A 20,346-nucleotide genomic window follows, 5' to 3' on the forward strand; every position below is an offset into this window, starting at 1 on the left:
ATTATTAATATACTTAATAACCAAAAGAAAAGGGAGCAATAGCTCCCTTTAGTATGAATTTAAATGAGTATTTATATTATGGTTATAGTGTTTGACGTTTTTTGTTTCGACTGACTAACATATAAAAAACAGGTGTGAGTAGTAATCCAAATACCGTTACGCCTACCATACCCGAGAATACGGCAATACCCATTGCTTGTCGCATTTCCGCTCCGGCCCCTGTACCAATCATTAATGGAATAACACCAGCGGTAAATGCAATTGATGTCATTAGAATCGGCCGAAGACGTAAACGACATGCTTCCAAAATCGCTGATAAGGTATCTTGGCCATTGTCTTTAAGTTCTTTAGCGAACTCCACCATCAAGATGGCATTTTTACACGCTAGAGCCACAAGGACAATCAAAGCAATTTGTGTGAATATATTGTTGTCACCACCAATGAACCAAACACCTGCTAGTGCAGAAAAAATGGTCATAGGAACGATCAAAATGATAGCGAATGGCAGTTTTAAACTCTCGTACTGCGAAGCTAGCACCATGAAAACTAACAAAACAACAAGTGGGAATATATACACCATCGTGTTACCAGCCAAAATCTTCTGGTAGGTTACATCAGTCCATTCATAAACCATTCCCTCTGCTAGGTTTTTATCCAGTACTTCCTCAATAGCCGTTTGGGCTTGATCTGAACTGTAACCAAAAGCAGGACTGCCGTTTAGTTCTGCACTAGGGTAGCCGTTATAGTGCATCACGCGGTCAGGCCCAATCGTGGGTATGATCTCCAGTACAGCGCCGAGAGGAACCATTTGTCCGGCAGCATTTCTTACTTTGTAGTTAAGTATTTGGTCAGGTTCGAGACGATAGTTCATGTCTGCCTGGGCATTCACTTTGTATGTTCTACCAAACATATTGAAGTCATTGACGTATAATGATCCTAAATAAACTTGAAGCGCATCAAAAACCTGCTCTAGAGGAACACCTTGCAGCATCGCTTGTTCACGATCTATTTGGATGTCCATCTGCGGCACTTGTATACGAAATGTGGAATATAATCCCATCAGCTCGGGTCTTGTTGATGCCTCACTTATTACCAAGTTCAATTGCTTGAAGAGCTCATCAAACCCCTTGTTCGCACGGTCTTCGATTTGAAGCTTAAAGCCGCCAGTTGAGCCAAGTCCTTGGATTGGTGGTGGTGGAAAAATCGCAACGAAGGCTTCATCAATGATTGAAAAGCTCTTATTCAAAGATGCAACAATCGCATTTGCTCCGAGAGTTGGATCATTTCGTTTATCGAAGTCCTCAAGCGTAACAAAAACGATGCCACTATTCGGACTGTTAGTAAAACCATTAACCGATAAGCCTGGGAAAGAAATCGTTTGTGCTACGCCAGGTGTTGCCAGCGCGAGGTTTTCCATTTCTTTAATAACGGACTCTGTTCTATCTAAACTTGCTGCATCTGGAAGTTGGGCGATCGCAACTAAATACTGCTTATCTTGTTGAGGAATGAATCCCCCAGGAACCGCTTTGAATAGAGAAACCGTTCCCCCGAGTAACGCAATGTATACCACCACAACAACAAGGCTAAAGCGAATCAGCTTCTTGACCAGAGCTTGATATTGGTTCGAGCTATACTCAAAAATTCTATTGAATGGCGCAAAAACATACTTACCAAAAACCGCATCCAAGAGCTTGGTTAGCCGATCGGGTTTTGCGTTCTTATCTTGTAATAGCAGTGCTGATAAAGCAGGCGATAACGTCAACGAGTTAATTGCTGAAATAATCGTCGAGATCGTAATTGTTAGTGCGAACTGCTTATAAAACTGACCGGATAACCCTGTAATAAAGGTCGTCGGGATGAACACCGCACATAACACTAAAGCAATTGCAATAATTGGCCCGGTAACTTCGGTCATTGCTTGTTTCGTTGCTTCTAGTGGTGCAAGTCCATTATGGATGTTCCGTTCCACGTTTTCGACGACGACAATGGCGTCATCGACGACGATGCCTATGGCGAGAACAAGCCCAAACAACGAAAGCGTGTTAATCGATACTCCAAGCATTTGCATTACGGCGAACGTACCGATTAATGAAACAGGCACCGCAATGATAGGGATGATAGACGCGCGCCATGTTTGCAAAAACAAAATGACTACGACAACAACAAGTACAATTGCCTCTAGCAGAGTATGAACCACCGCGTCTATCGAACCACGAACAAAGACGGTCGGGTCGTAGGCTATTTCATATGAAACTCCAGCTGGAAAGGCTGTTTGTAAACGGTCCATGGTTGAACGAACCTGATTAGATAGCTCAATAGCATTAGCACCAGGGCGTTGGAATACGGGCATCGCCACCGCTGGTTTACCATTTAACAAGGCGCGCAGTGCATAAGAGTTTTGACCTAGCTCTACGCGTGCAACGTCTTTAAGACGCGTCAAAGCCCCTGTTTCGTCAACTTTTACTACAATGTCGTTGAATTCATCAATATTCTCCAAACGGCCCTTTACGTTCAACAAAACTTGGAATTGGTTTTCATTAGCGGCTGGTTGCGCACCTAATGAGCCTGCTGCCACCTGTTGGTTTTGAGATCGGACGGCTGAGACAACGTCCATTACGGTTAGATTTCTAGAAGCGAGCTCATCTGGATTTAACCACAAGCGCATTGAGTACTCATCACCACCGAAAAGGCGCACATCACCAACGCCTCCGAGCCGAGCTATCTCATCTTTCAAGTTTAAATTAGCGTAGTTAGCTAAATAACTGACTTCACGGCTAGAATCTGGAGAATATATATGCACAACCATAGTGAGATCAGGAGAGGCTTTTTCGGCAACAACTCCTAACCGTTGGACGGCTTCTGGTAATCGGGGCAAAGCTGTAGTGACGCGGTTTTGAATTTGAACCTGAGCTTTGTCCAAGTCCGTACCTAAAGCAAAGGTTACGGTCAATGTCATTCTGCCGTCACTGGTTGCCTGCGAAAACATATATAACATGTTTTCTGTACCATTAATTTCTTGCTCCAGAGGCGTAGCAACTGTTTCTGCGATTACTTTTGGGTTCGCACCAGGATAGTTTGCTGTAACTACCACTGTAGGAGGGACAACCTCTGGATATTCACTCACAGGCAACTGTAAAAGTGAAATTGCGCCTACTATTAATATCAATAGCGATAACATAGAGGCAAATATGGGTCTTTGAATAAAAAAGTGTGCAAATTTCATTCGGTTGTCTTCTTAGTCTTGAGCTAAACGTTTGTTTGGCAACGATGTTGAGTTTGAAGCCATAATCAATGAAGTGTTGCTAATATCTAGCGTGACATTTTTTGGTGTGATTTTGCTATTTGGGCCAACTTTTGCTGGGCCATTTACCGCAATAACTGAGTCGGCGTTCAAGCCATTCTCGATGGCACGAAATGTTCCGTAACGTTCGCCTAAGGTTACGATGCTGTATTGCAACGTATTCTCTTCATTGAGTGTTAATACAAAGCGGTTTTCTAGATCTGTGCCAATAGAACGCTCTGGAACGAGAACTCGTTCAACTGGTTTGGTTGTTGATATCTGAACTCGGCCAAACGATCCCACTTTTAAGTTTGATTTTGTTGCATCGAATACCGCTCGAACCTGCAAAGTACCGGTGTTTTCGTTGATGGAGTTGTCGACAAAGTCAACGCGTCCAAAAAACTCCTGCCCATTTTGTCCAGATAGTTCAAGACGAGTAGGTAAGTTAGAGTCGGCATTGATTGTCGAGAAGTAACGGTTCCAAGTTCGCTCATCGACATCAAAGTATGCATATACCTGATCGTTAGAGACAATGTTTGATATAACGCTTTGATTTGCGTTTACATTGTTTCCTTTAGTAATGAATGCTCTTGAAATAGTGCCGCTAATAGGGGCATATATCTTCGTAAACTCAAGATCTAACTTTGCGGATTCTAACTGAGCACGCAAAGCCATTAGTTCTGCAGAGCGTTGCTTTACTGCGGTATCTCGGGCCTCTGCTTGTTCCGCTGAGATGGCTTTTCGCTTAACCAGTTGAGCGGCTCTCTTTTGTTCGTTTGCTGCTTGCTCTAGCGCAGCTCGAGCACTCTTAACTTGCGCTTCAAGTCGTGAGACCTGAGCTTTGAAGGTTCGATCATCAAGAGTGACGAGTAAGTCACCTTTGTTGACACTCTGTCCGTCTTTGAATTCTACCGTTTCAATAACTCCGGAAACGCGTGGCATTAAAGAAACTTTCTCTGGGGCTTGAAGCCTTGTTGTAAAGGTGAACCACGATTGAACGGGCTCATAGATGACTTTGGAGACGTCTATCGTAGGTAAGGGAGTATTAGGTTGTTTGGTTATCTCTTCGTCTGCACAAGCAGCTAAAACGGATAAAAGGCCAATGCCGAAAACTTTCTTTAACATTTGTCGCGCCCTAAATGATTCTGTTCATACTAAAAGGAACGGCATTGTATTCATTGTACCTATGGGTAAATAGGCCCTCAGCGAACATAGAGTAGTGATAAAAATGCACGATTAAATATTGGTCAAAATGCTCACTTTTTGGTTTGAAAAAGGTCAGTTTAGGGTTTTAAAGACGTGGAGTATTATTAAATGTAATAAGCGATAATAGATAGGAATAACTAAACAGAAGCTAAAGATAGCGACGAAAATTAAAGTGTTTTTAATTCGTGCATTATTTGCAATTCACTGATGCAATTTGAACCATAAAAAATTGAAATTAATTTTGTAAAATCCATTTCCCATCACATAAAGAATAAAAACTAAATAAGGAATTGTGCAGTGGATCTCGCAAGCCAACTTGAATTACTACTGGATGTCTCTGAATACGGAACTTTTGCTAAGGCTGCTGACAGAAATCATATAGATCGTTCAGCTTTGTCAAAACAGATCAAAAAGCTAGAGGATGAATTGGGCTTACGGCTGTTAAACCGTTCCACGCGTTCGCTATCCCTGACCAATGCAGGTGTTGAGATGGTGGCGCAAGCTAAGAAAGTAAGAGAGGTTCTAACTGAAACTCGTAGTATTGCTGCTACATTTCAGGATGAACCGAAGGGTAACTTGAAAATATCAAGCTCCACTTTCTTTGGCAGAGCATACTTAAATCAGGCAGTTAAAGAGTTTATAAAACAGTACCCAAACATTACTGTAGAGCTGCTGCTCGATGATAATCGAGTCGATGTTATCCACGAAGGTTTTGACGTTGTGTTTCGTATCGGACCAATCCGAGAGTCCAATATGATAGTACGTAAGTTGGCAAGTAATAATATGGCACTGGTTGCATCGAAGAGTTTTATTGACAAGTATGGAACCCCGAGCTCTCCAGAAGAGCTTATAAAAATGCCAGCAGTAATATACTCGAATGCTAACTTTAAGGCGGATAAGCTAGGTATAGCGCCAAGCCAGTCATCAAGCGACGTTAGAACGTATAATATCAATGGGCAGTACTTCGTGAATGAAACTGAATTAATGCTCGATGCCGTAAAATCTGATCTAGGGTATGCTTTAATTGGGCAGTTCTTTCTTCAGGAGAGTTTGAGTAAACAAGATCTTGTACAGTTGCTTCCTGATTATAATCTTCCCGCAATAGGGGAAATATATGCAATGTATACTCACCGAAATCAACAACCATTAGCCAAACTGTTCATTGATACTGTTCAAAAAATAATAGGAACGCCTCCTGTTTGGATGGATTATCTCGACTAATATGAGTACTAGGACATAATGTTTTAGATTGAGGGCTTGTTTATATTTATCCATAGAATATGGTTGAATTTGCACTTTAAAAATAATTGCCACTGTTCATAATTTCACTCGATTCAAACAACACAAGTAGTGGTAATTAAATGAAAATGACAAGAACGTCGATCGCAATCGCAGCACTTTTCTCTGCAAGTGCTGCAAATTCAGCCGTAGTTTATGAAGATCAAGAATCAGTGTTAAATATTCATGGCCGAGCGCAAGGGATGTATTATTTCTCTGATGATAAAAATGCTGACGGAGATAATAGCTACATTCGTGTAGGACTTTCAGGTGAGTCTAAAATAAATGAAGATCTTTATGCATTCGGCTTATATGAGTTGGAATTTAAGTCTAATCGCAGAGATGCTGATGGGGTTGAAGATGATGAATTTGATATCCGAAAAGGCTATGTAGGAGTTGGTGCAGATTACGGAACAGTAAGTTATGGACGTCAATACGGTGCGGTCACTTTAGTATCTGATTACACGGATATTTTCCCGGAGTTTGGTAATGAAGCTGCTGGCGTAAGTGCGGATCTATATGGTACCGGTCGCTCCGATTCAGTATTTAAGCTAACGACAAGCTATGAAGGTTTGAATATTCATGTTAGCTATCAGGCTGAAAACGATGAAGTGTCAACAGATGCAGCCTCTTATGGTGCGGCGGCTGACTACAAGTTGCCATATGGCCTCAAAGTTGCGCTTGGTTACAACGAAGGTGAAGGGCAATCGGGTGCAGAAGATGCAGAGCTGCTAACGGGTGCTATTGCATTTGAATACGACAAGTTTTATGCCTCTGTTTTATACAGTGATGGTGAAAACTGGGCTAAAGATGGTTCTGAAAGTAATATTGATTACACCGGTATTGAAGCAGTTGCCACTTATGAAGTAACAGATAAGCTTTGGGCACTAGTTGGCTATAACAATCTAGAGCGTGATGATGAAGATGTCGTCGATTACTACTCACTAGGTGCAGAGTACGATTTGACTTCTAATTTTAAAGCACTAGCAGAATACAGAATTACAGATGTAGACAATGAAGACGATATTCTTGCAATAGCTGCGAGATATTCATTCTAAAAAATTAATAAAGCTAAAAAGCCTGAAACTATTTTCAGGCTTTTTTATTTATCGGTGTAAGTTCATAAGTGCTGACTTTCGTCCATATATAATGGATTATATTGATCGTTACTTGTTTAAGTGTTTTGAATATAATTGTTTTGTTAGCTAGTCCACTGCTAGTTTTCATTTTCATATTTTTTGAATGATGATTTTTTTCTTTGGCAACAAGAAGTATCTTGTTGCCTTTTTTTATTTTTACGTCTTATGGTTAATTAAAACAAAAAGAGTTTTTTATATATTGCTATAAACGAGAAAAATATAACGACAATTGTCAATCTTAGGTTGAGTTAATCTTCATAAAAAAGTGAACTCAATTTCAAGGGTCTTTTTCATTTAAGTGATGTGGAATCCATATGGCGAACCAAGTGAATGATAAAGCGCCAAACGACGAAATGTATCTCAATGAAGATTGGAAAAATTATTTTTATGTAAACGATAGAGGTAGGGATTGATACTGTTTATGTAAGGAGAGAGCGATTTATGAAAAGCCGTCGTTTCAATGTGATTAGACACCTTTACTTTCTTAAAATAGGAAGGGCTCTAAGAAAGTAAAGGTGCAGATGATTTTTTAGTTTTTACCGCCGTCACTTGTTCTGAAGTGATAATCGAAGTTTATGATTGCACGATATTTAACTTCATCACGGTTAAGTGCGTATTCTTCAACTCTCACCTTACTATCATCGATTGCAATATCACGAGGGAAACCGCTTCCAATGATGTTTAGACGATTTCTAAGTTCATGTTTTGATAGCGTTTGGTATTCATCGACAAGATCAAACGCAGAGCTATAAGCGGCATCTTTTGTCGTAAAGTCATTGAGAACAACTTTGTTTGTAGAGTGTTCGACATGAATACCAGCAGTAGCAGATAAACTGAATAATAATAGTGATGAGAGCGTCATTAGTTTTTTCATATAGTCACCTTTTTATTTGTATTACAAAGTCAAGATGTCCAACGAATCCTTGTTAATATCTCTCGACAAAGGTGATAGTGCCATTATAGAAATGTGCTGTACATCACATTTGTGACCATTGACTATGGAAGAATTGTCAACAATAAAACTCAAGCACTTTTGACATTACGGTCAATGTGAAAAAGCGAATATCTGTATGGTTTCGTTAATAATTAAACCACTTTCGGAAACGCTGACTATTCAGTCAAAGCGTATGTTTGTTGTCGTTATAGTGACCTGCCTACAACTTAATCACTTAATGCATGCAATTCAATTGCAATGCCTTGGTATAGATTTTCATTCAGATCTTCCGTCTTAGTGACGATTCTACAAATTCTAGTGATTAAAAAGTCATTATTTGTGGTTTTTTATTCTATTGTCGTGTATAAAAAAACTTTACAACAAATGATAAAGGAATATCCATGAAAAAGTTATTGTGTTTTGCTGCACTGGGGTTAGCTGTTTCGACGACGGTTAATGCAGACCCAATTTTAGACGACATCAAAAGTACAGGGGAGCTAAAAGTCTGCTTTGATTCTGGGTATATGCCTTTTGAAATGACAGCAAAAAATGGGCAGTACATCGGGTTTGATATCGATTTGGGTAAACAAATGGCGCGTGCCATGGATGTTAAGTTTGTGCCGGTAAACACTTCATGGGATGGCATTATCCCAACACTGTTGACTGGTAAGTGTCACATGATTATGGGCGGGATGACGATCACACCTATGCGAAATACTCAGGTGAATTTCGCTGATCCCTATGTGGTTATTGGCCAATCCATTCTCGTAGATCTCAAACATGAAGGTAAAGTGTCTAGTTACCGTGATCTCAATAGTCCAGAATATGTTGTTGCAACTAAGCTTGGGACAACGGGTGAGCAAGCGGTAAAACGATACCTTCCGAAAGCTAAGATAAATCTATACGAAACCCAGTCTGAAGCGGTACTTGAGGTTGCCAACGGAAAGGTAGATGCGTTTGTTTATGACTTTCCTTACAACTCTATTTATGTGGCGGAAAACAAAGGGCAGTTAATGCACTTGGCTAAACCGTTTACTTACGAGCCTTTGGGTTGGGCTGTGCCGCAAGGAAATCCAGATACGCTTAACTTCTTAAACAACTATTTACGTCAAATTAAGGGCGATGGAACTTACGATCGCATTTACGATAAGTGGTTTAACGACGATAAATGGTTAAAGCAAGTTAAGTAATCATTTTGTTATTGTAGAGGAGCGGTTAGCTTCTGGCTCGGTTCATCGCCAACCAAACGGTTCGTGCTGTGAAGCTAACGCTTTTCTTTATTCAAATACCCAACCAACTTTAATCAAAGTCATTCTCGGAATCACATGCAAAATAACTTTAAATCCCTATTGTGGAACGCTGTTTTTGTTCTTGTTTTGCTATCAATTTGCGGTCTTGTCTATCTGTCAGGTAAGCGAATCGATTACAGCTGGAATTGGGAGCGTGTCCTTCCTTATATTGCCACTAACGCTGCTTCATCCATTACCGCGCCTGTCGATGGGAACATCATTCTCGACGAGAATAACCAACTGGCTCTGGAGAGTATTCATGGTGATATTGTTCTTGAACTAAGCCAATATAAGTCTGTCGACGTCTATGAAGGTGATCTTATTTTTGAAGGAGATACCTTAGCAACTATAAAAGAGTGGCGCTCTGGCCCAATTTTAGATGGTGTTGTGACGACCATTAAAATCTCGCTCTGGTCACTTATCATTGCTCTAGCGTTGGGCTTAGTTGTCGGACTAATGCGTATATCCAGCAATCCGGCATTAAAAAAGCTGGCGCTTGTGTATGTCGAGGTCATTCGTGGAACGCCTCTTTTAGTACAGATTTTTATCGTTTACTTCTTTATTGGTACTGTGCTTGACCTTGAGCGTTTTACTGCGGGAGTGATAGCGCTCTCCGTGTTTACCGCCGCTTACGTCGCAGAAATTGTGCGGTCAGGAATCCAGTCAATCCCAAGAGGACAAATGGAAGCGGCGCGTTCACTAGGAATGAATTATCCCAAAGCGATGATTTATGTCATTTTACCTCAAGCGTTTAAGCAGACATTACCTCCCTTAGCCGGGCAGTTTATCAACCTGATAAAAGATTCCTCACTTGTCTCCGTGATTTCGATTACTGATCTGACAAAAGCGGGCAGGGAAGTCGTAAGTGGTAGTTTTGCCCCATTTGAAGTTTGGTTTACCGTTGCGGCCCTTTATTTGCTTCTAACTAGTACCTTATCTTGGGCAATACAAACGTTAGAAAAGAAATTGGCAGCAAGTGATTAATGGTGGAGTCATTAATGGAATACATTATTTCAGCAAAAACAATTAATAAAATTTACCCTAATGGCTGCCATGCGCTCAAGGACGTATCGGTAAATGTAGAAAAAGGGGAAGTGATTGTCATCGTAGGACCGTCAGGTTCTGGTAAGTCAACATTCTTACGGACGATCAATCAATTAGAGACAATAAATAGTGGGTCTATTATCGTAGATGGTATCGATATGTACCACAAATCTACGGATATCAATAAACTACGCGCTGATGTGGGCATGGTATTTCAAGGCTTCAACCTTTTTCCGCATAAAACGGCGATAGAGAACGTCATGTTAGCACCTTTAAAGGTTTCTAAACGTGACCCTGAATCGGTGAAGAAAGAAGCAAAAGATTTGCTTTATAAAGTTGGTCTGTCGGAGAGAATGGATAATTATCCTAATCATTTATCAGGCGGACAGCAGCAGCGCGTCGCAATCGCTCGTGCGTTAGCAATGAAGCCCAACATTATGTTGTTTGATGAACCCACATCAGCACTAGACCCTGAAATGGTTGGAGAAGTTCTTGATGTGATGAAAGATTTGGCCAAGGACGGAATGACGATGGTAGTGGTTACTCATGAAATGGGTTTCGCAAAAGAGGTCGCTGATAGGGTGTTGTTTATGGAAGATGGTGAGCTTTTGGTTTCTGACTCTCCTGAGCGATTTTTTGATAACCCCACCAACCCTAGATTGCAGAAGTTTTTATCTAAAGTATTATAATAAAAAGAAAATTTGATTGAGGGCGAGTCCCTCAATCACTTCATGCACTATTGTGGCTCGTAACGTTCGCCTCGCCGAGAGACATAGATAATGGGCTTTTTACTCGAAGTTAATGGCGATAACATTAGCTTGGTCCGAATGAAAGGTCTGGTAAATACTAGAGTGTTTAATCAGCCATTAAGTCTTTGTTCACTTTAAACATAACAATTTCATTTTGAATTGATAAAAATTGTGTTTGAATAGAGCTTATGGATGTTTGGCGGTATGGATGTCTAAATGAAGAAAGTAACAATTTTAGATGGTGGCATGGGGCGAGAGTTAAAACGTATTGGCGCCCCTTTTTCTCAGCCGCTTTGGAGTGCACAAGCGCTAATTGAATCACCACAATATGTAAAAATGGCGCATGAGAATTTCATAGACGCTGGCGCAGAGATTATCACTGTCAACAGTTATGCATGTGTTCCATTTCACTTAGGCGAGGAACTCTATGCAAAACGGGGGACTGAGTTAGCAAAATCTGCAGCCAAAATTGCCAGAGATGTAGTCACCAGCTCTAACGATAGAGTGCTCGTTGCGGGTTCTCTTCCTCCTGTAATGGGGTCTTACAGGCCTGAATTATTCGAGCCGAAAAGGGCACTGGAAGTGGCTTCTGAGTTATTTGAAGCTCAAGATCAATATGTTGATATTTGGTTAGCTGAGACCGTGTCTAGCCTCGCTGAAGTTGAAGTTCTATCAATAATTTTAGCCAAAACAGATAAGCCCAATTATCTTGCTTTCACCTTAATGGATGAGCCTAACTCTTTGCCTCGCCTTCGCTCAGGGGAATCTCTTAAAGTCGCGGTTAATACGCTGTTGAAAACAAATGTTTCAGGTATCTTTTTCAATTGCTCTATTCCTGAAGTTGTCGAGCAAGCGATCATAGATACACAAGCAGTATTGAGTGAGTCAGGTGGAGAATTGACGATAGGTGTTTTCGCAAATAGCTTTGCTCCGATAAAGCAAGCGCACCAAGCCAACGAGACCATTCAGGAAGTTCGTCATTTCTCTCCGACTGAATATCTTGAGTATGCTAAAAAGTGGCATGCGCAGGGAGCAAGCATTATTGGTGGTTGCTGTGGGATTGAACCACGTCATATTAAATTGCTAGCGACTTGGAGAGACACTCTCGAAAACGCCTAATTTTGGTGAAGCGCAGGGAAGTATTGCAAGAGGTTTTGTTTTTCATTCATCGTTATAGACAAAATAAAGGTCTTTCATATCTGGCAAAGTAACAAGATGCTTTAACTTGCTCATTACTTTGCCAGTTTGCCTCGAGATCTTTATTAATTATTTTTGGTTCAGATTAACGACAATCTTTCCAACGGTTCTCTGATTTCGCATGTCCAAGAGTGCGTTACCTACATCCTCTAAGCCGATGATCTTCAGTTTCGGCACTTCCAATTCTCCATTTTCTAATAGCTCAGACACTTCTTTTCCGGCAGTAACGATACTTGCAAACCCTCTCTCGCCAAAGACGTGACCAGAGCCCAAACTTATTTGGTGGAAGCCCAAGCCTTTTAAGAAGGCATCTGGATATTGAGAAGGGTCGACAGTCTTGACGAGCTCCACCATTTCTCCCTCAAAGGTTAACACCGAGGCTGCAATTCGGTCGTTATCACCGCCTACACAATCGAGTGCAACCTCAACGCCATGATTTCCGGTAATGTCCATTACTCGTTGAACTACATCTTCATGATGATAATCAATCGTATGGGTTGCTCCTAACGAGGACAAATATGCGTGATTAGCTTCTGAACTAGTAGCAATGATCTGTTCAACACCAAATGTCTTTGCTAGCTGAATAGCAAAGCTTCCAACGCCGCCAGCACCTCCGGCGATAAAAATGCTGCTTCGATTTGAAATATCGAGCTTGTCTACCAAAGCGCGATATGCGGTCCAGGCTGCGCAAGGTGTAGATGCTGCTACTTCAACCGGAACCTGAGGGTGCTTTATAAGCGTTCTTGAATCATGGATAGCAAATTCAGCGAATCCTCCGTGATGGCGTCTCATGTTTCCGTGATACAACACTTTATCGCCAACCTTCCAATCAACGACCGCATCGCCTACAGAGACTATTTCTCCTGATACGTCTAACCCGCCAACAAAATTGTTATCCATGTTAGTGACCATGTCTGACCAATAATGAATTTTTGCATCGACAGGATTCAAACCAGCAGCGTTAACTTTAACCAATACATCAAATTGGGTTTCTAGTTTTGGTGTAGGTAATTCGGATAAAGAGAAAGTATCGTTATCTCGTTGGTAAGTTATCGCTCTCATAGGTTTTCCTTATTATTAAGAATGGTCGAAAGTCATACTAACTCAGAGGGTGCTGCTGCAATAATTATGGCTTTTTCTTATTTTGATAATTTTAGGTTATGTTTGATAAAAAGGATTCGAGATGCTCTGAAATTATCATCGACAACCAGTCTGCATAGCTAACGACATGTAACTTTATGATAAGTAATGACTAGTTTTATTATTCCATTTTTATGGAAATATTCTGTTGATCTTTTGTTTTGTGATTCTATAATTCCAGAAATATAGAAATAAAGGCTTATCTATCAGGTAAGCTTGTTAGCGAAAAATGACGAGGAGAGTAAATGTGAATACAGAAATTATAACTATGGCTAAAGAAGCGCTGGATATGTTTGCGTTTCTAGCAACTGAACTTATCATCTTATTTCTGGCAATTAGCTACATTGTCGGTGTGTTGCAAGATTTTCTAACGCCAGAAAAAATTCAATCTATTCTAAGCTCGAAAAAGGGTAAAGGTTACTTCATTGCTGCGTTGCTAGGTTCGATTACGCCTTTCTGTTCGTGTTCGACCATTCCTTTCTTAAAAGGCTTGTTGCGTGCAAGAGCAGGTTTTGGACCTATGATGGTGTTCCTATTTGCAAGCCCGTTGCTTAACCCAGTGATTATTGGCTTGTTTGTGGTGACTTTTGGTTGGAAAGTTGCGGTATTTTACTTTGCTATTGCGATGTCAGTATCAGTGGTAGCAGGCTATGTACTTGAAAAACTAGGGTTTGAACGTTACGTCAAACCAGAAGCATATCAAGCGGTAGGTTCTTCTTCGTGCGGTACTTCTTGTGGCGATTCAAGCAAGAAAAAAGAAGAAGCGAGACCAGCATCAAGCTGTGATACCAGCGCCTGCAATGAACCTACGCCAGTTGCGGCGAAAACATCTTGTTGTGGTGATGCACCAAAACCTGAACCTAAAGTGGAAGTATCTTGCTGTTCATCTGGCGGTAGTGCAACAGCGACAGTCGTGGAAGAGAAAGAGCCTAGCCGCTGGGTACGTATTTGGCAATCAACTTGGAAAGACTTTAAGCAAGTGTTCCCTTATCTCATGATGGGCATTGCGATTGGTTCATTTATCTATGGCTTCATCCCGACGGAGTTCATTGCGGAGTTCGCTGGTGAAGCGAAGTGGTACGCGATTCCGGTCGCAGCAATCATTGGTATTCCATTGTACATCCGTGCAGAGGCGGTCATTCCACTTAGCGCGGCACTAGTACAAAAAGGTATGGCTCTTGGATCTGTTATGGCGCTTATTATTGGTAGTGCTGGCGCAAGTCTTACAGAAGTGATTTTGTTGAAATCAATTTTTAAGAACCAAATGATCGCTGCCTTCCTAATCGTTATCTTAACGATGGCCATGGGAGCGGGTTACTTATATACGTGGGCTTTTTTATAAAAATAACCCTCGGGCGATTGCTCGAGGGCTCTGTTTTTGTCGCCATATAGGGAAAGGGAAGTTTCCTATACCGCGCAGGCTATAAAAAGATAAAGAGGTTACTCGTAAACACTATAGGAGAAATACTTGCTGGCGATGGTTTTATGCTTACCGCTCTGGATCAATTTTTGTATTCCGCTATCGAGTAATGCTTTTAATTCTTTGTCTTGTTTTCTCACTGCTACGCCAATGCCACGGCCGAACCACTTTTCCTCTGTAAACGCTGGTCCAGTAAAGTGATAGCCTTCACCTTGTGCAGTTTCAAGAAAACCAGCACTTAAACCGATTGAGCCGCCAAATACAGCATCTAACCGTCCATTGAGTAGATCGGTAAATGCCTCGTCGAACGTACCATAACGACGAATATCAATATCTGGATACAAGGCAGAAAGGTACTTATCACCAATTGTGGCTCTTTGAACTCCAATAGATAAACGATTTAGGCTGCCGTCATCCATGTTGATTTCTCTATCATTTTTCATTACAAAACGAGTCGGTACTTTTGCATAAGGGACGGTGAAATCGACTTTCTTTTCTCGTTCTTCGGTGATTGTCATTGCAGCAATAATCGCATCGTTCTTGCGACTAAGGAGAGAAGGGATGATGCCATCCCAATCCATTTTTGAGATAACGCACTTTACTTCTAACTCTTTGCATAACGCGTTAGCGAGGTCGACTTCAAACCCTTCTAGCTTTCCCTCTTTTGTCGTCCAGCTAAATGGAGGGTAAGCCCCTTCAACAGTGAAGCGAATTTGTTTCCACTCTTTCGCATGGCTGAAAACTGAAAATAAGCTAATAAACAATGCGACTATCCATTTCATAAATGTTTCCTTGTAACTATTTGGAAACCAATGTTTAACACAAAGTAAGCAAATATCAATGAAAATGCATATATGTGTGACCTTTCGCCCGCATTGTGTGAGCGAAAGGTTTTGCGTGTATTACAGCTTATCTTCAATAGTTACGAGGGGAACTCTCGTTGAGACAGCGTGAAGTGCAATGTTGTGAATCATTTCATCGACCGTGGTACAGCTATCCATTAAGATCGAAACATCATACTTGTCCGCAGATTTTGAGATAGCAGTATGTGTGACGCAGTTTTGTGTCATCATTCCGCATACAAGTAACTCCGTTACATTTTTGCTTGCCAATACTTCTTCTAAACGTGTTCCTTCAAAGCTATCTGCGAAGTGCTTTACCACGATTTCGGAATTCGGCGCTAAAGCAAGAACTTCTGGGTGAATATTGGCACCGTCGCTGCCTTCATTGAAGAATGGGGCAATGCCCATGGCAGGATCGGCAATATGCTGAATATGAATCACAGGAATGTTTTGCTCATTGGCTTTAGTTATTGCTCTCTTAACATTGTCTAAAGTTGATTCTGTATTCCATAAAGGAAACTTTCCTTCTGGGAAATAGTCGTTTTGCAAATCAATTACAAGTAGGGCTTTTTGAGTCATTTTCTTTTCCTTTTATTGAGGATCATTGCGGTACGAATAATATAAAGACTTTTAGCCACCTTCTTTAGAGTCTAAAATGACACAAAAGAGTCAAAAAGCGACACTTGAAGATAAATGAAAATAGCACTCGTTAATTACCCAGATAGCTCGCAAGCCTCCGTATATGGTTTAAGCGAACTCTTCGAGATGGCAAACCGTGCGGCGGCTAAATTGGGCGTTGATGTGCACTTTGAAGTAGAGATATTGGATCACTGGCCAAACACGCACTTCGATGTGAAAACAGCGGTAATGATTCCGCCTAGCGGCACTGGTCAATATTACTTAGAACCAGAGCCAGAGCTACTCGACTGGTTAAATGTCCAATATAGTAAAGGTGCGATTTTAGCCTCCGCCTGCGCTGGTACTTTTATTCTTGCTCAAACCCAGTTGCTGACCAATAAGTCTTGTACAACACACTGGGGCTTGGCTCCTTCATTAGCGAGTCAGTTTCCCGATATCCACGTAAGACAAGAAGCCATCCTTATTAACGAAGGAACGATCATTACGGCTGGGGGTATGATGTCATGGGTGGATTTAGGTTTGGAGTTGGTTTCCTTATTTGCGTCACCGGCAGTAATGCGCCTGTTAGGCAAAATGTTGGTTATTGATACTGGTCCGAGAGAGCAACGCTTTTATCAACAGTTTACCCCAAACTTCCAACATGGTGATGAGGTAATTGTTCAACTACAGCACTATATAAACGATCATTATCAAGGAAAACTGAGCAATAAAGAGCTTGCAGAGTTGAGTTGTTTAACAGAAAGAACATTGCAGCGACGCTTTAAAAAGGCGACAGGTTTCAATGTTAACCAATACATACAAAGCTTAAGAGTACAAAAAGCTTGTGATTTACTTGAGTCGACAACCCTAACATTTGACGCAATATCATTTAGAGTGGGTTACCAAGATGTGAGCGCGTTCAGGAAAATATTTAATAGAATCGTAGGTTTAACACCGAAGTCGTTCAGATCTCGGTTCTGTTCATGAACGCCAGAAGTAAGATAATGTTGGTATTAAACATTTATAACTCAGAAGCAAACACCGCATATTTTTACAAGCTGGCTTAGCGTGATGAAAAGGGATAACAAGCTAAGCCAACCGTAGCGTTCTCCTATTTACTGAACATTTTGTAGAATGCTTAAAGGGTTCTCAAATTACAATGACTTGTATAGGCGGTTGTTAATCACAAAAGCTATGTGATTTCCAAAACCAGTTTCCCAATATGTTGCTTGCGTGAAAATACTTCTTGCGCTTGACCTATCTGGTTCAAGGGAAATGACTCCGCGACTAAGGGACGAATTGCGTTCTGTTCGATATAGCGAACCAAGTTACCGAATACTTCTGGTGCCAAAACGGTACAACCAAATAACGTTAGGTCTTTAAGGTAAAGAGTTCTTACATCCAGCTCGACAATTGGGCCGCCTATGGCGCCGGAAACAGCGTATCTTGATCCTGGCTTTAGTACCTGAAGAAATTGTGGCCACTGCTCTCCTGCGACCAAATCAATCACTACGTCAACGCTGTTTTCTCCGAGAGTCGCCGGCAAATTTGCATCGCGAGGGATAACTTGGTTTGCTCCTAATGCAGTGACCTGTTCTTTCTTTTCTGGGCTGGCGATAGCAATGACGTATGCTCCACGCGCCTTCGCCAGTTGGATTGCGGCAGAGCCAACACCACCGGATGCCCCTGAAATCAGTACGGTATCACTCGTTGTGACATTAGAGCGGACAAGCATGTTCTCGGCAGTTGAATAAGAACAAGGGAAGGAGGCCAAATCGATATCCGATAAACTACTATTCACAGCAAATGCATGTTTACTGTCAACAACAGTGAACTGAGCAAAGCCACCATCACATTCTGAACCGAAGTACCAAGGCGAGCTAAGTGCTTGACTGTTGAAGCGCGTAATACATGGTTCGATAAGCACACGCTGACCGATTCGTGATGGGCAGATATTCTCACCAACAGCGACGATGGTACCGCATACATCGGCACCTTGGATTCGAGGGAGAGATAGCGCGTCTCCTGACCAACTTGCATCCATGCTATTGGCGTCGTTTTTAGAATACCATGCTGTTCGGGTATTGATGTCGGTGTTATTGACTCCGGCGGCGGCTACTTGGATCAATACATCATCAGGCGAGGGGACTGGCACAGGTAGATCATCGCGGTAACGAAGCATATCTGGCCCACCATGACCGATAAGTTGGACGCCTTTCATGACTTTCGGGATTGTGGTCATTTATTGTTCTCCTTCATTAGTTCTAGCAGAGTGTGTTCAGCGGATGCAAAGGCAGCGTGACCGAGAACCGGCCATGCGTTGGATAGACCTTCATGTAACAAGAAGAGTGTGGTTGCGAGGTCTTCTCGCTGACTTAGTTGGCCCATAAGCTGACGGACCGCCAATTTGTGTTGTTTTACTGCTTGATTAATCGATAGATTTTCTGGATAGGCTGCTAATGCATTGATGGACATGCAGCCATTCGGTGCAAACTCCTTCATCCAATCCTCGAGGCGAGTGAATAGGTGTAATACAGCCGGTGTTCCATTGGCAGGGGCGTCTTCGAGCAAAAAACTCAAATACCTTTGATGGCGATGCTCGAGAGCTGCAACAATCATCGCTTCCTTGGAGGGGTAGTATTTGTACAGGGTTCTCAGGCTGACTTCGCAGGCGTTTTTGAGTCGGGGCACACTCGGCTCGGCGAAGCCATACTGACTGAATGCTTTTTCTAGGCTTGCTGCGATTTTTTCTTTCACTATTTGATACACCAGGTAGAACGTTTGTTTTACTTAAGGGTAGAATAAACTTTCTACTTCAGTCAATGGTGTATTTAAACTCTGTATTGAAAGCCCGACGTAATGCCGGGCTAACTTAAGTGATTTTTATCGATTTGGAACGTGAATCAGTGTGCCGTTGCGTGCTGCTCTCCACGCTTGTCTAGCATTCCGCTGAAACGGGTTAGTAGTAGAGCACCTAATACTACGATCGCGCCAATCCAAGGTGTGTGCATCAGCCCAGCATTGGCCACGATAAGGCCACCGCCCCAAGAACCCAGTGCAATACCTACGTTAAATGCAGCAATGTTGAGACCAGAAGCGACGTCGACTGCATCAGGTGAATATTTCTCTGCTAGTTTGACAACATAAACTTGAAGCCCTGGAACGTTACCAAAGGCAAACGCACCCCAGACAAGAATGGTCACTACTGCAGAAATTGGATTAAATGCTGTGACACTAAACACGAGCAATACCACAATTAGGCCCGAGAAAATCGCTGTCAGAGCTTTGATTGGCCCCATAGAGTCGGCCATCTTTCCGCCCCAGATGTTGCCGAATGCGACTGATACACCATAAACCAACATAATTAGGCTGATAGCGCTAGAGCCAAACCCCGAAACTTGTTCCAAAATAGGAGCCAAGTAAGTGAAGGCTGTGAACGTACCACCGTAACCGAGCGCGGTGATTGCGTACACCAAAAGTAGACGAGGTTGAGTCAAGACTTTTACTTGCGATGACAGCTTGGTTGCTGGTGGTTGTTTCAGATTACTCGGCACTAGTAGAGCGCTTCCTATCAGTGCGATGATTCCAAGGATCGCGACGATTAGGAAGGTTGCCTGCCAACCAAATGTCTGGCCAATCCAGGTTCCAAGTGGCACGCCCGTCACTAGAGCTACGGTCAGACCGGTAAACATAATAGCAATTGCGCTAGCGGCTTTTTCTTTTGACACTAGGCCAGTGGCGATAGTCGAGCCGATCGAAAAGAACACACCGTGTGCAAGCCCGGTCAGTATCCTTGCTGTAACTAGTGTGTTGTATCCAGGTGCTTGCCAGGCTAACAGATTGCCAAGAACAAACAGTGCCATAACAGAAAGCAGAACGTACTTTCTTTTCCAGTTACCAGTCAGCGCTGTTAAAACGGGAGCACCAACCGCAACACCAAGTGCGTACAGGCTAACTAAAAGACCCGCTGAAGGTAATGATACGTTGAGGTCGGAGGCCATAGTCGGTATCAGACCGACAATTACAAACTCCGTGGTTCCAATAGCAAAGGCGCTAAGCGTCAATGCAAGTAAAGCTAAAGGCATAACAACTCTCTCTTATAATCATTGAATATGAATGGATAAACGAATAGCCCGTTTCCATGTCGTGTATTATTAAAGAGTTATTCGTTGCGAAAAATGGTGTTTATTACAAAATACTTTTGTTATAA

The 20,346-nt window shown here is 42.0% G+C and carries 17 protein-coding genes; 8 read left to right on the forward strand and 9 right to left on the reverse strand.

What is annotated here, in order from left to right; all coding sequences use genetic code 11:
* Window positions 1-82 precede the first annotated feature (82 nt).
* Both R7070_RS05560 and R7070_RS05565 read right to left on the reverse strand, forming a co-directional pair.
* On the reverse strand, window positions 83-3,223 hold the full coding sequence (locus R7070_RS05560; RefSeq protein ID WP_256900164.1) for an efflux RND transporter permease subunit: 3,141 nt from the start codon (window positions 3,221-3,223) through the stop codon (window positions 83-85).
* Between the two features lie 12 nt (window positions 3,224-3,235).
* A complete protein-coding gene (locus R7070_RS05565) occupies window positions 3,236-4,405 on the reverse strand; it encodes an efflux RND transporter periplasmic adaptor subunit (RefSeq protein WP_054579512.1) in 1,170 nt (389 codons plus the stop codon).
* A 378-nt stretch (window positions 4,406-4,783) separates the two neighbouring features.
* Between R7070_RS05565 and R7070_RS05570 the strand changes: the two genes are divergently transcribed.
* Entirely contained in the window at window positions 4,784-5,707 is a 924-nt protein-coding gene (locus R7070_RS05570) for a LysR family transcriptional regulator (RefSeq protein WP_318141163.1), read from the forward strand.
* A gap of 140 nt (window positions 5,708-5,847) precedes the next feature.
* On the forward strand, window positions 5,848-6,822 hold the full coding sequence (locus R7070_RS05575) for a porin (RefSeq protein ID WP_256900165.1): 975 nt from the start codon (window positions 5,848-5,850) through the stop codon (window positions 6,820-6,822).
* Window positions 6,823-7,432: 610 nt separating this feature from the next.
* On the opposite strand, the gene R7070_RS05580 is transcribed toward R7070_RS05575, so the two are convergent.
* Window positions 7,433-7,777, reverse strand: a complete 345-nt coding sequence (locus R7070_RS05580) for a DUF3316 domain-containing protein (RefSeq protein WP_005377323.1) — start codon at window positions 7,775-7,777, stop codon at window positions 7,433-7,435.
* 461 nt (window positions 7,778-8,238) lie between these two features.
* Here R7070_RS05580 and R7070_RS05585 point away from each other — a divergent pair, with 461 nt between their 5' ends.
* The 4 genes from R7070_RS05585 to R7070_RS05600 all read left to right on the forward strand — a co-directional run bounded on the left by R7070_RS05585 (window position 8,239) and on the right by R7070_RS05600 (window position 12,038).
* Window positions 8,239-9,027: a transporter substrate-binding domain-containing protein gene (locus tag R7070_RS05585; RefSeq protein WP_005377324.1), complete on the forward strand. Its 789-nt coding sequence runs from the start codon at window positions 8,239-8,241 to the stop codon at window positions 9,025-9,027.
* A 135-nt stretch (window positions 9,028-9,162) separates the two neighbouring features.
* Window positions 9,163-10,110: an amino acid ABC transporter permease gene (locus R7070_RS05590; RefSeq protein ID WP_005377325.1), complete on the forward strand. Its 948-nt coding sequence runs from the start codon at window positions 9,163-9,165 to the stop codon at window positions 10,108-10,110.
* 14 nt (window positions 10,111-10,124) lie between these two features.
* A complete protein-coding gene (locus tag R7070_RS05595) occupies window positions 10,125-10,859 on the forward strand; it encodes an amino acid ABC transporter ATP-binding protein (RefSeq protein ID WP_170893395.1) in 735 nt (244 codons plus the stop codon).
* A gap of 276 nt (window positions 10,860-11,135) precedes the next feature.
* Window positions 11,136-12,038: a homocysteine S-methyltransferase family protein gene (locus tag R7070_RS05600; RefSeq protein WP_256900166.1), complete on the forward strand. Its 903-nt coding sequence runs from the start codon at window positions 11,136-11,138 to the stop codon at window positions 12,036-12,038.
* Between the two features lie 147 nt (window positions 12,039-12,185).
* Here R7070_RS05600 and R7070_RS05605 read toward each other — a convergent pair whose 3' ends face one another.
* Window positions 12,186-13,178, reverse strand: a complete 993-nt coding sequence (locus tag R7070_RS05605) for a zinc-binding dehydrogenase (protein WP_256900167.1) — start codon at window positions 13,176-13,178, stop codon at window positions 12,186-12,188.
* Window positions 13,179-13,524: 346 nt separating this feature from the next.
* Here R7070_RS05605 and R7070_RS05610 point away from each other — a divergent pair, with 346 nt between their 5' ends.
* Window positions 13,525-14,598, forward strand: a complete 1,074-nt coding sequence (locus tag R7070_RS05610; RefSeq protein ID WP_238939341.1) for a permease — start codon at window positions 13,525-13,527, stop codon at window positions 14,596-14,598.
* 98 nt (window positions 14,599-14,696) lie between these two features.
* Here R7070_RS05610 and R7070_RS05615 read toward each other — a convergent pair whose 3' ends face one another.
* Window positions 14,697-15,458, reverse strand: coding sequence for a transporter substrate-binding domain-containing protein (locus R7070_RS05615; RefSeq protein WP_256900168.1), 762 nt, complete (start codon window positions 15,456-15,458; stop codon window positions 14,697-14,699).
* 120 nt (window positions 15,459-15,578) lie between these two features.
* Window positions 15,579-16,097, reverse strand: a complete 519-nt coding sequence (locus R7070_RS05620) for a cysteine hydrolase family protein (RefSeq protein ID WP_005377333.1) — start codon at window positions 16,095-16,097, stop codon at window positions 15,579-15,581.
* A gap of 114 nt (window positions 16,098-16,211) precedes the next feature.
* Here R7070_RS05620 and R7070_RS05625 point away from each other — a divergent pair, with 114 nt between their 5' ends.
* The gene (locus tag R7070_RS05625) at window positions 16,212-17,123 is read left to right on the forward strand and encodes a GlxA family transcriptional regulator (protein ID WP_062730577.1); all 912 of its coding nucleotides are present in this window, start codon (window positions 16,212-16,214) and stop codon (window positions 17,121-17,123) included.
* A 205-nt stretch (window positions 17,124-17,328) separates the two neighbouring features.
* On the opposite strand, the gene R7070_RS05630 is transcribed toward R7070_RS05625, so the two are convergent.
* The 3 genes from R7070_RS05630 to R7070_RS05640 all read right to left on the reverse strand — a co-directional run bounded on the left by R7070_RS05630 (window position 17,329) and on the right by R7070_RS05640 (window position 20,221).
* Complete coding sequence (locus tag R7070_RS05630) at window positions 17,329-18,378, reverse strand: alcohol dehydrogenase family protein (protein WP_213894463.1); 1,050 nt, start codon at window positions 18,376-18,378, stop codon at window positions 17,329-17,331.
* A complete protein-coding gene (locus tag R7070_RS05635; protein WP_031781264.1) occupies window positions 18,375-18,896 on the reverse strand; it encodes a TetR/AcrR family transcriptional regulator in 522 nt (173 codons plus the stop codon). The genes R7070_RS05630 and R7070_RS05635 overlap by 4 nt, the downstream gene beginning before the upstream one ends.
* Before the next feature lie 143 nt (window positions 18,897-19,039).
* Window positions 19,040-20,221: an MFS transporter gene (locus R7070_RS05640; protein ID WP_213891897.1), complete on the reverse strand. Its 1,182-nt coding sequence runs from the start codon at window positions 20,219-20,221 to the stop codon at window positions 19,040-19,042.
* Window positions 20,222-20,346 lie beyond the last annotated feature (125 nt).

Origin of the sequence: Vibrio sp. 1557, assembly GCF_033340175.1 — a bacterium.
Classification (GTDB): Bacteria; Pseudomonadota; Gammaproteobacteria; order Enterobacterales; family Vibrionaceae; genus Vibrio; species Vibrio alginolyticus.

Coding starts and splice junctions, on each gene's coding strand:
- R7070_RS05640 (WP_213891897.1), bottom strand. CDS start 20,221: ATGCCTTTAGCTTTACTTGCATTGACGCTTAGCGCCTTTGCTATTGGA.
- R7070_RS05615 (WP_256900168.1), bottom strand. CDS start 15,458: ATGAAATGGATAGTCGCATTGTTTATTAGCTTATTTTCAGTTTTCAGC.
- R7070_RS05580 (WP_005377323.1), bottom strand. CDS start 7,777: ATGAAAAAACTAATGACGCTCTCATCACTATTATTATTCAGTTTATCT.
- R7070_RS05610 (WP_238939341.1), top strand. CDS start 13,525: ATGGCTAAAGAAGCGCTGGATATGTTTGCGTTTCTAGCAACTGAACTT.
- R7070_RS05605 (WP_256900167.1), bottom strand. CDS start 13,178: ATGAGAGCGATAACTTACCAACGAGATAACGATACTTTCTCTTTATCC.
- R7070_RS05620 (WP_005377333.1), bottom strand. CDS start 16,097: ATGACTCAAAAAGCCCTACTTGTAATTGATTTGCAAAACGACTATTTC.
- R7070_RS05565 (WP_054579512.1), bottom strand. CDS start 4,405: ATGTTAAAGAAAGTTTTCGGCATTGGCCTTTTATCCGTTTTAGCTGCT.
- R7070_RS05590 (WP_005377325.1), top strand. CDS start 9,163: ATGCAAAATAACTTTAAATCCCTATTGTGGAACGCTGTTTTTGTTCTT.
- R7070_RS05630 (WP_213894463.1), bottom strand. CDS start 18,378: ATGACCACAATCCCGAAAGTCATGAAAGGCGTCCAACTTATCGGTCAT.
- R7070_RS05595 (WP_170893395.1), top strand. CDS start 10,125: ATGGAATACATTATTTCAGCAAAAACAATTAATAAAATTTACCCTAAT.
- R7070_RS05575 (WP_256900165.1), top strand. CDS start 5,848: ATGAAAATGACAAGAACGTCGATCGCAATCGCAGCACTTTTCTCTGCA.
- R7070_RS05600 (WP_256900166.1), top strand. CDS start 11,136: ATGAAGAAAGTAACAATTTTAGATGGTGGCATGGGGCGAGAGTTAAAA.
- R7070_RS05585 (WP_005377324.1), top strand. CDS start 8,239: ATGAAAAAGTTATTGTGTTTTGCTGCACTGGGGTTAGCTGTTTCGACG.
- R7070_RS05560 (WP_256900164.1), bottom strand. CDS start 3,223: ATGAAATTTGCACACTTTTTTATTCAAAGACCCATATTTGCCTCTATG.
- R7070_RS05625 (WP_062730577.1), top strand. CDS start 16,212: ATGAAAATAGCACTCGTTAATTACCCAGATAGCTCGCAAGCCTCCGTA.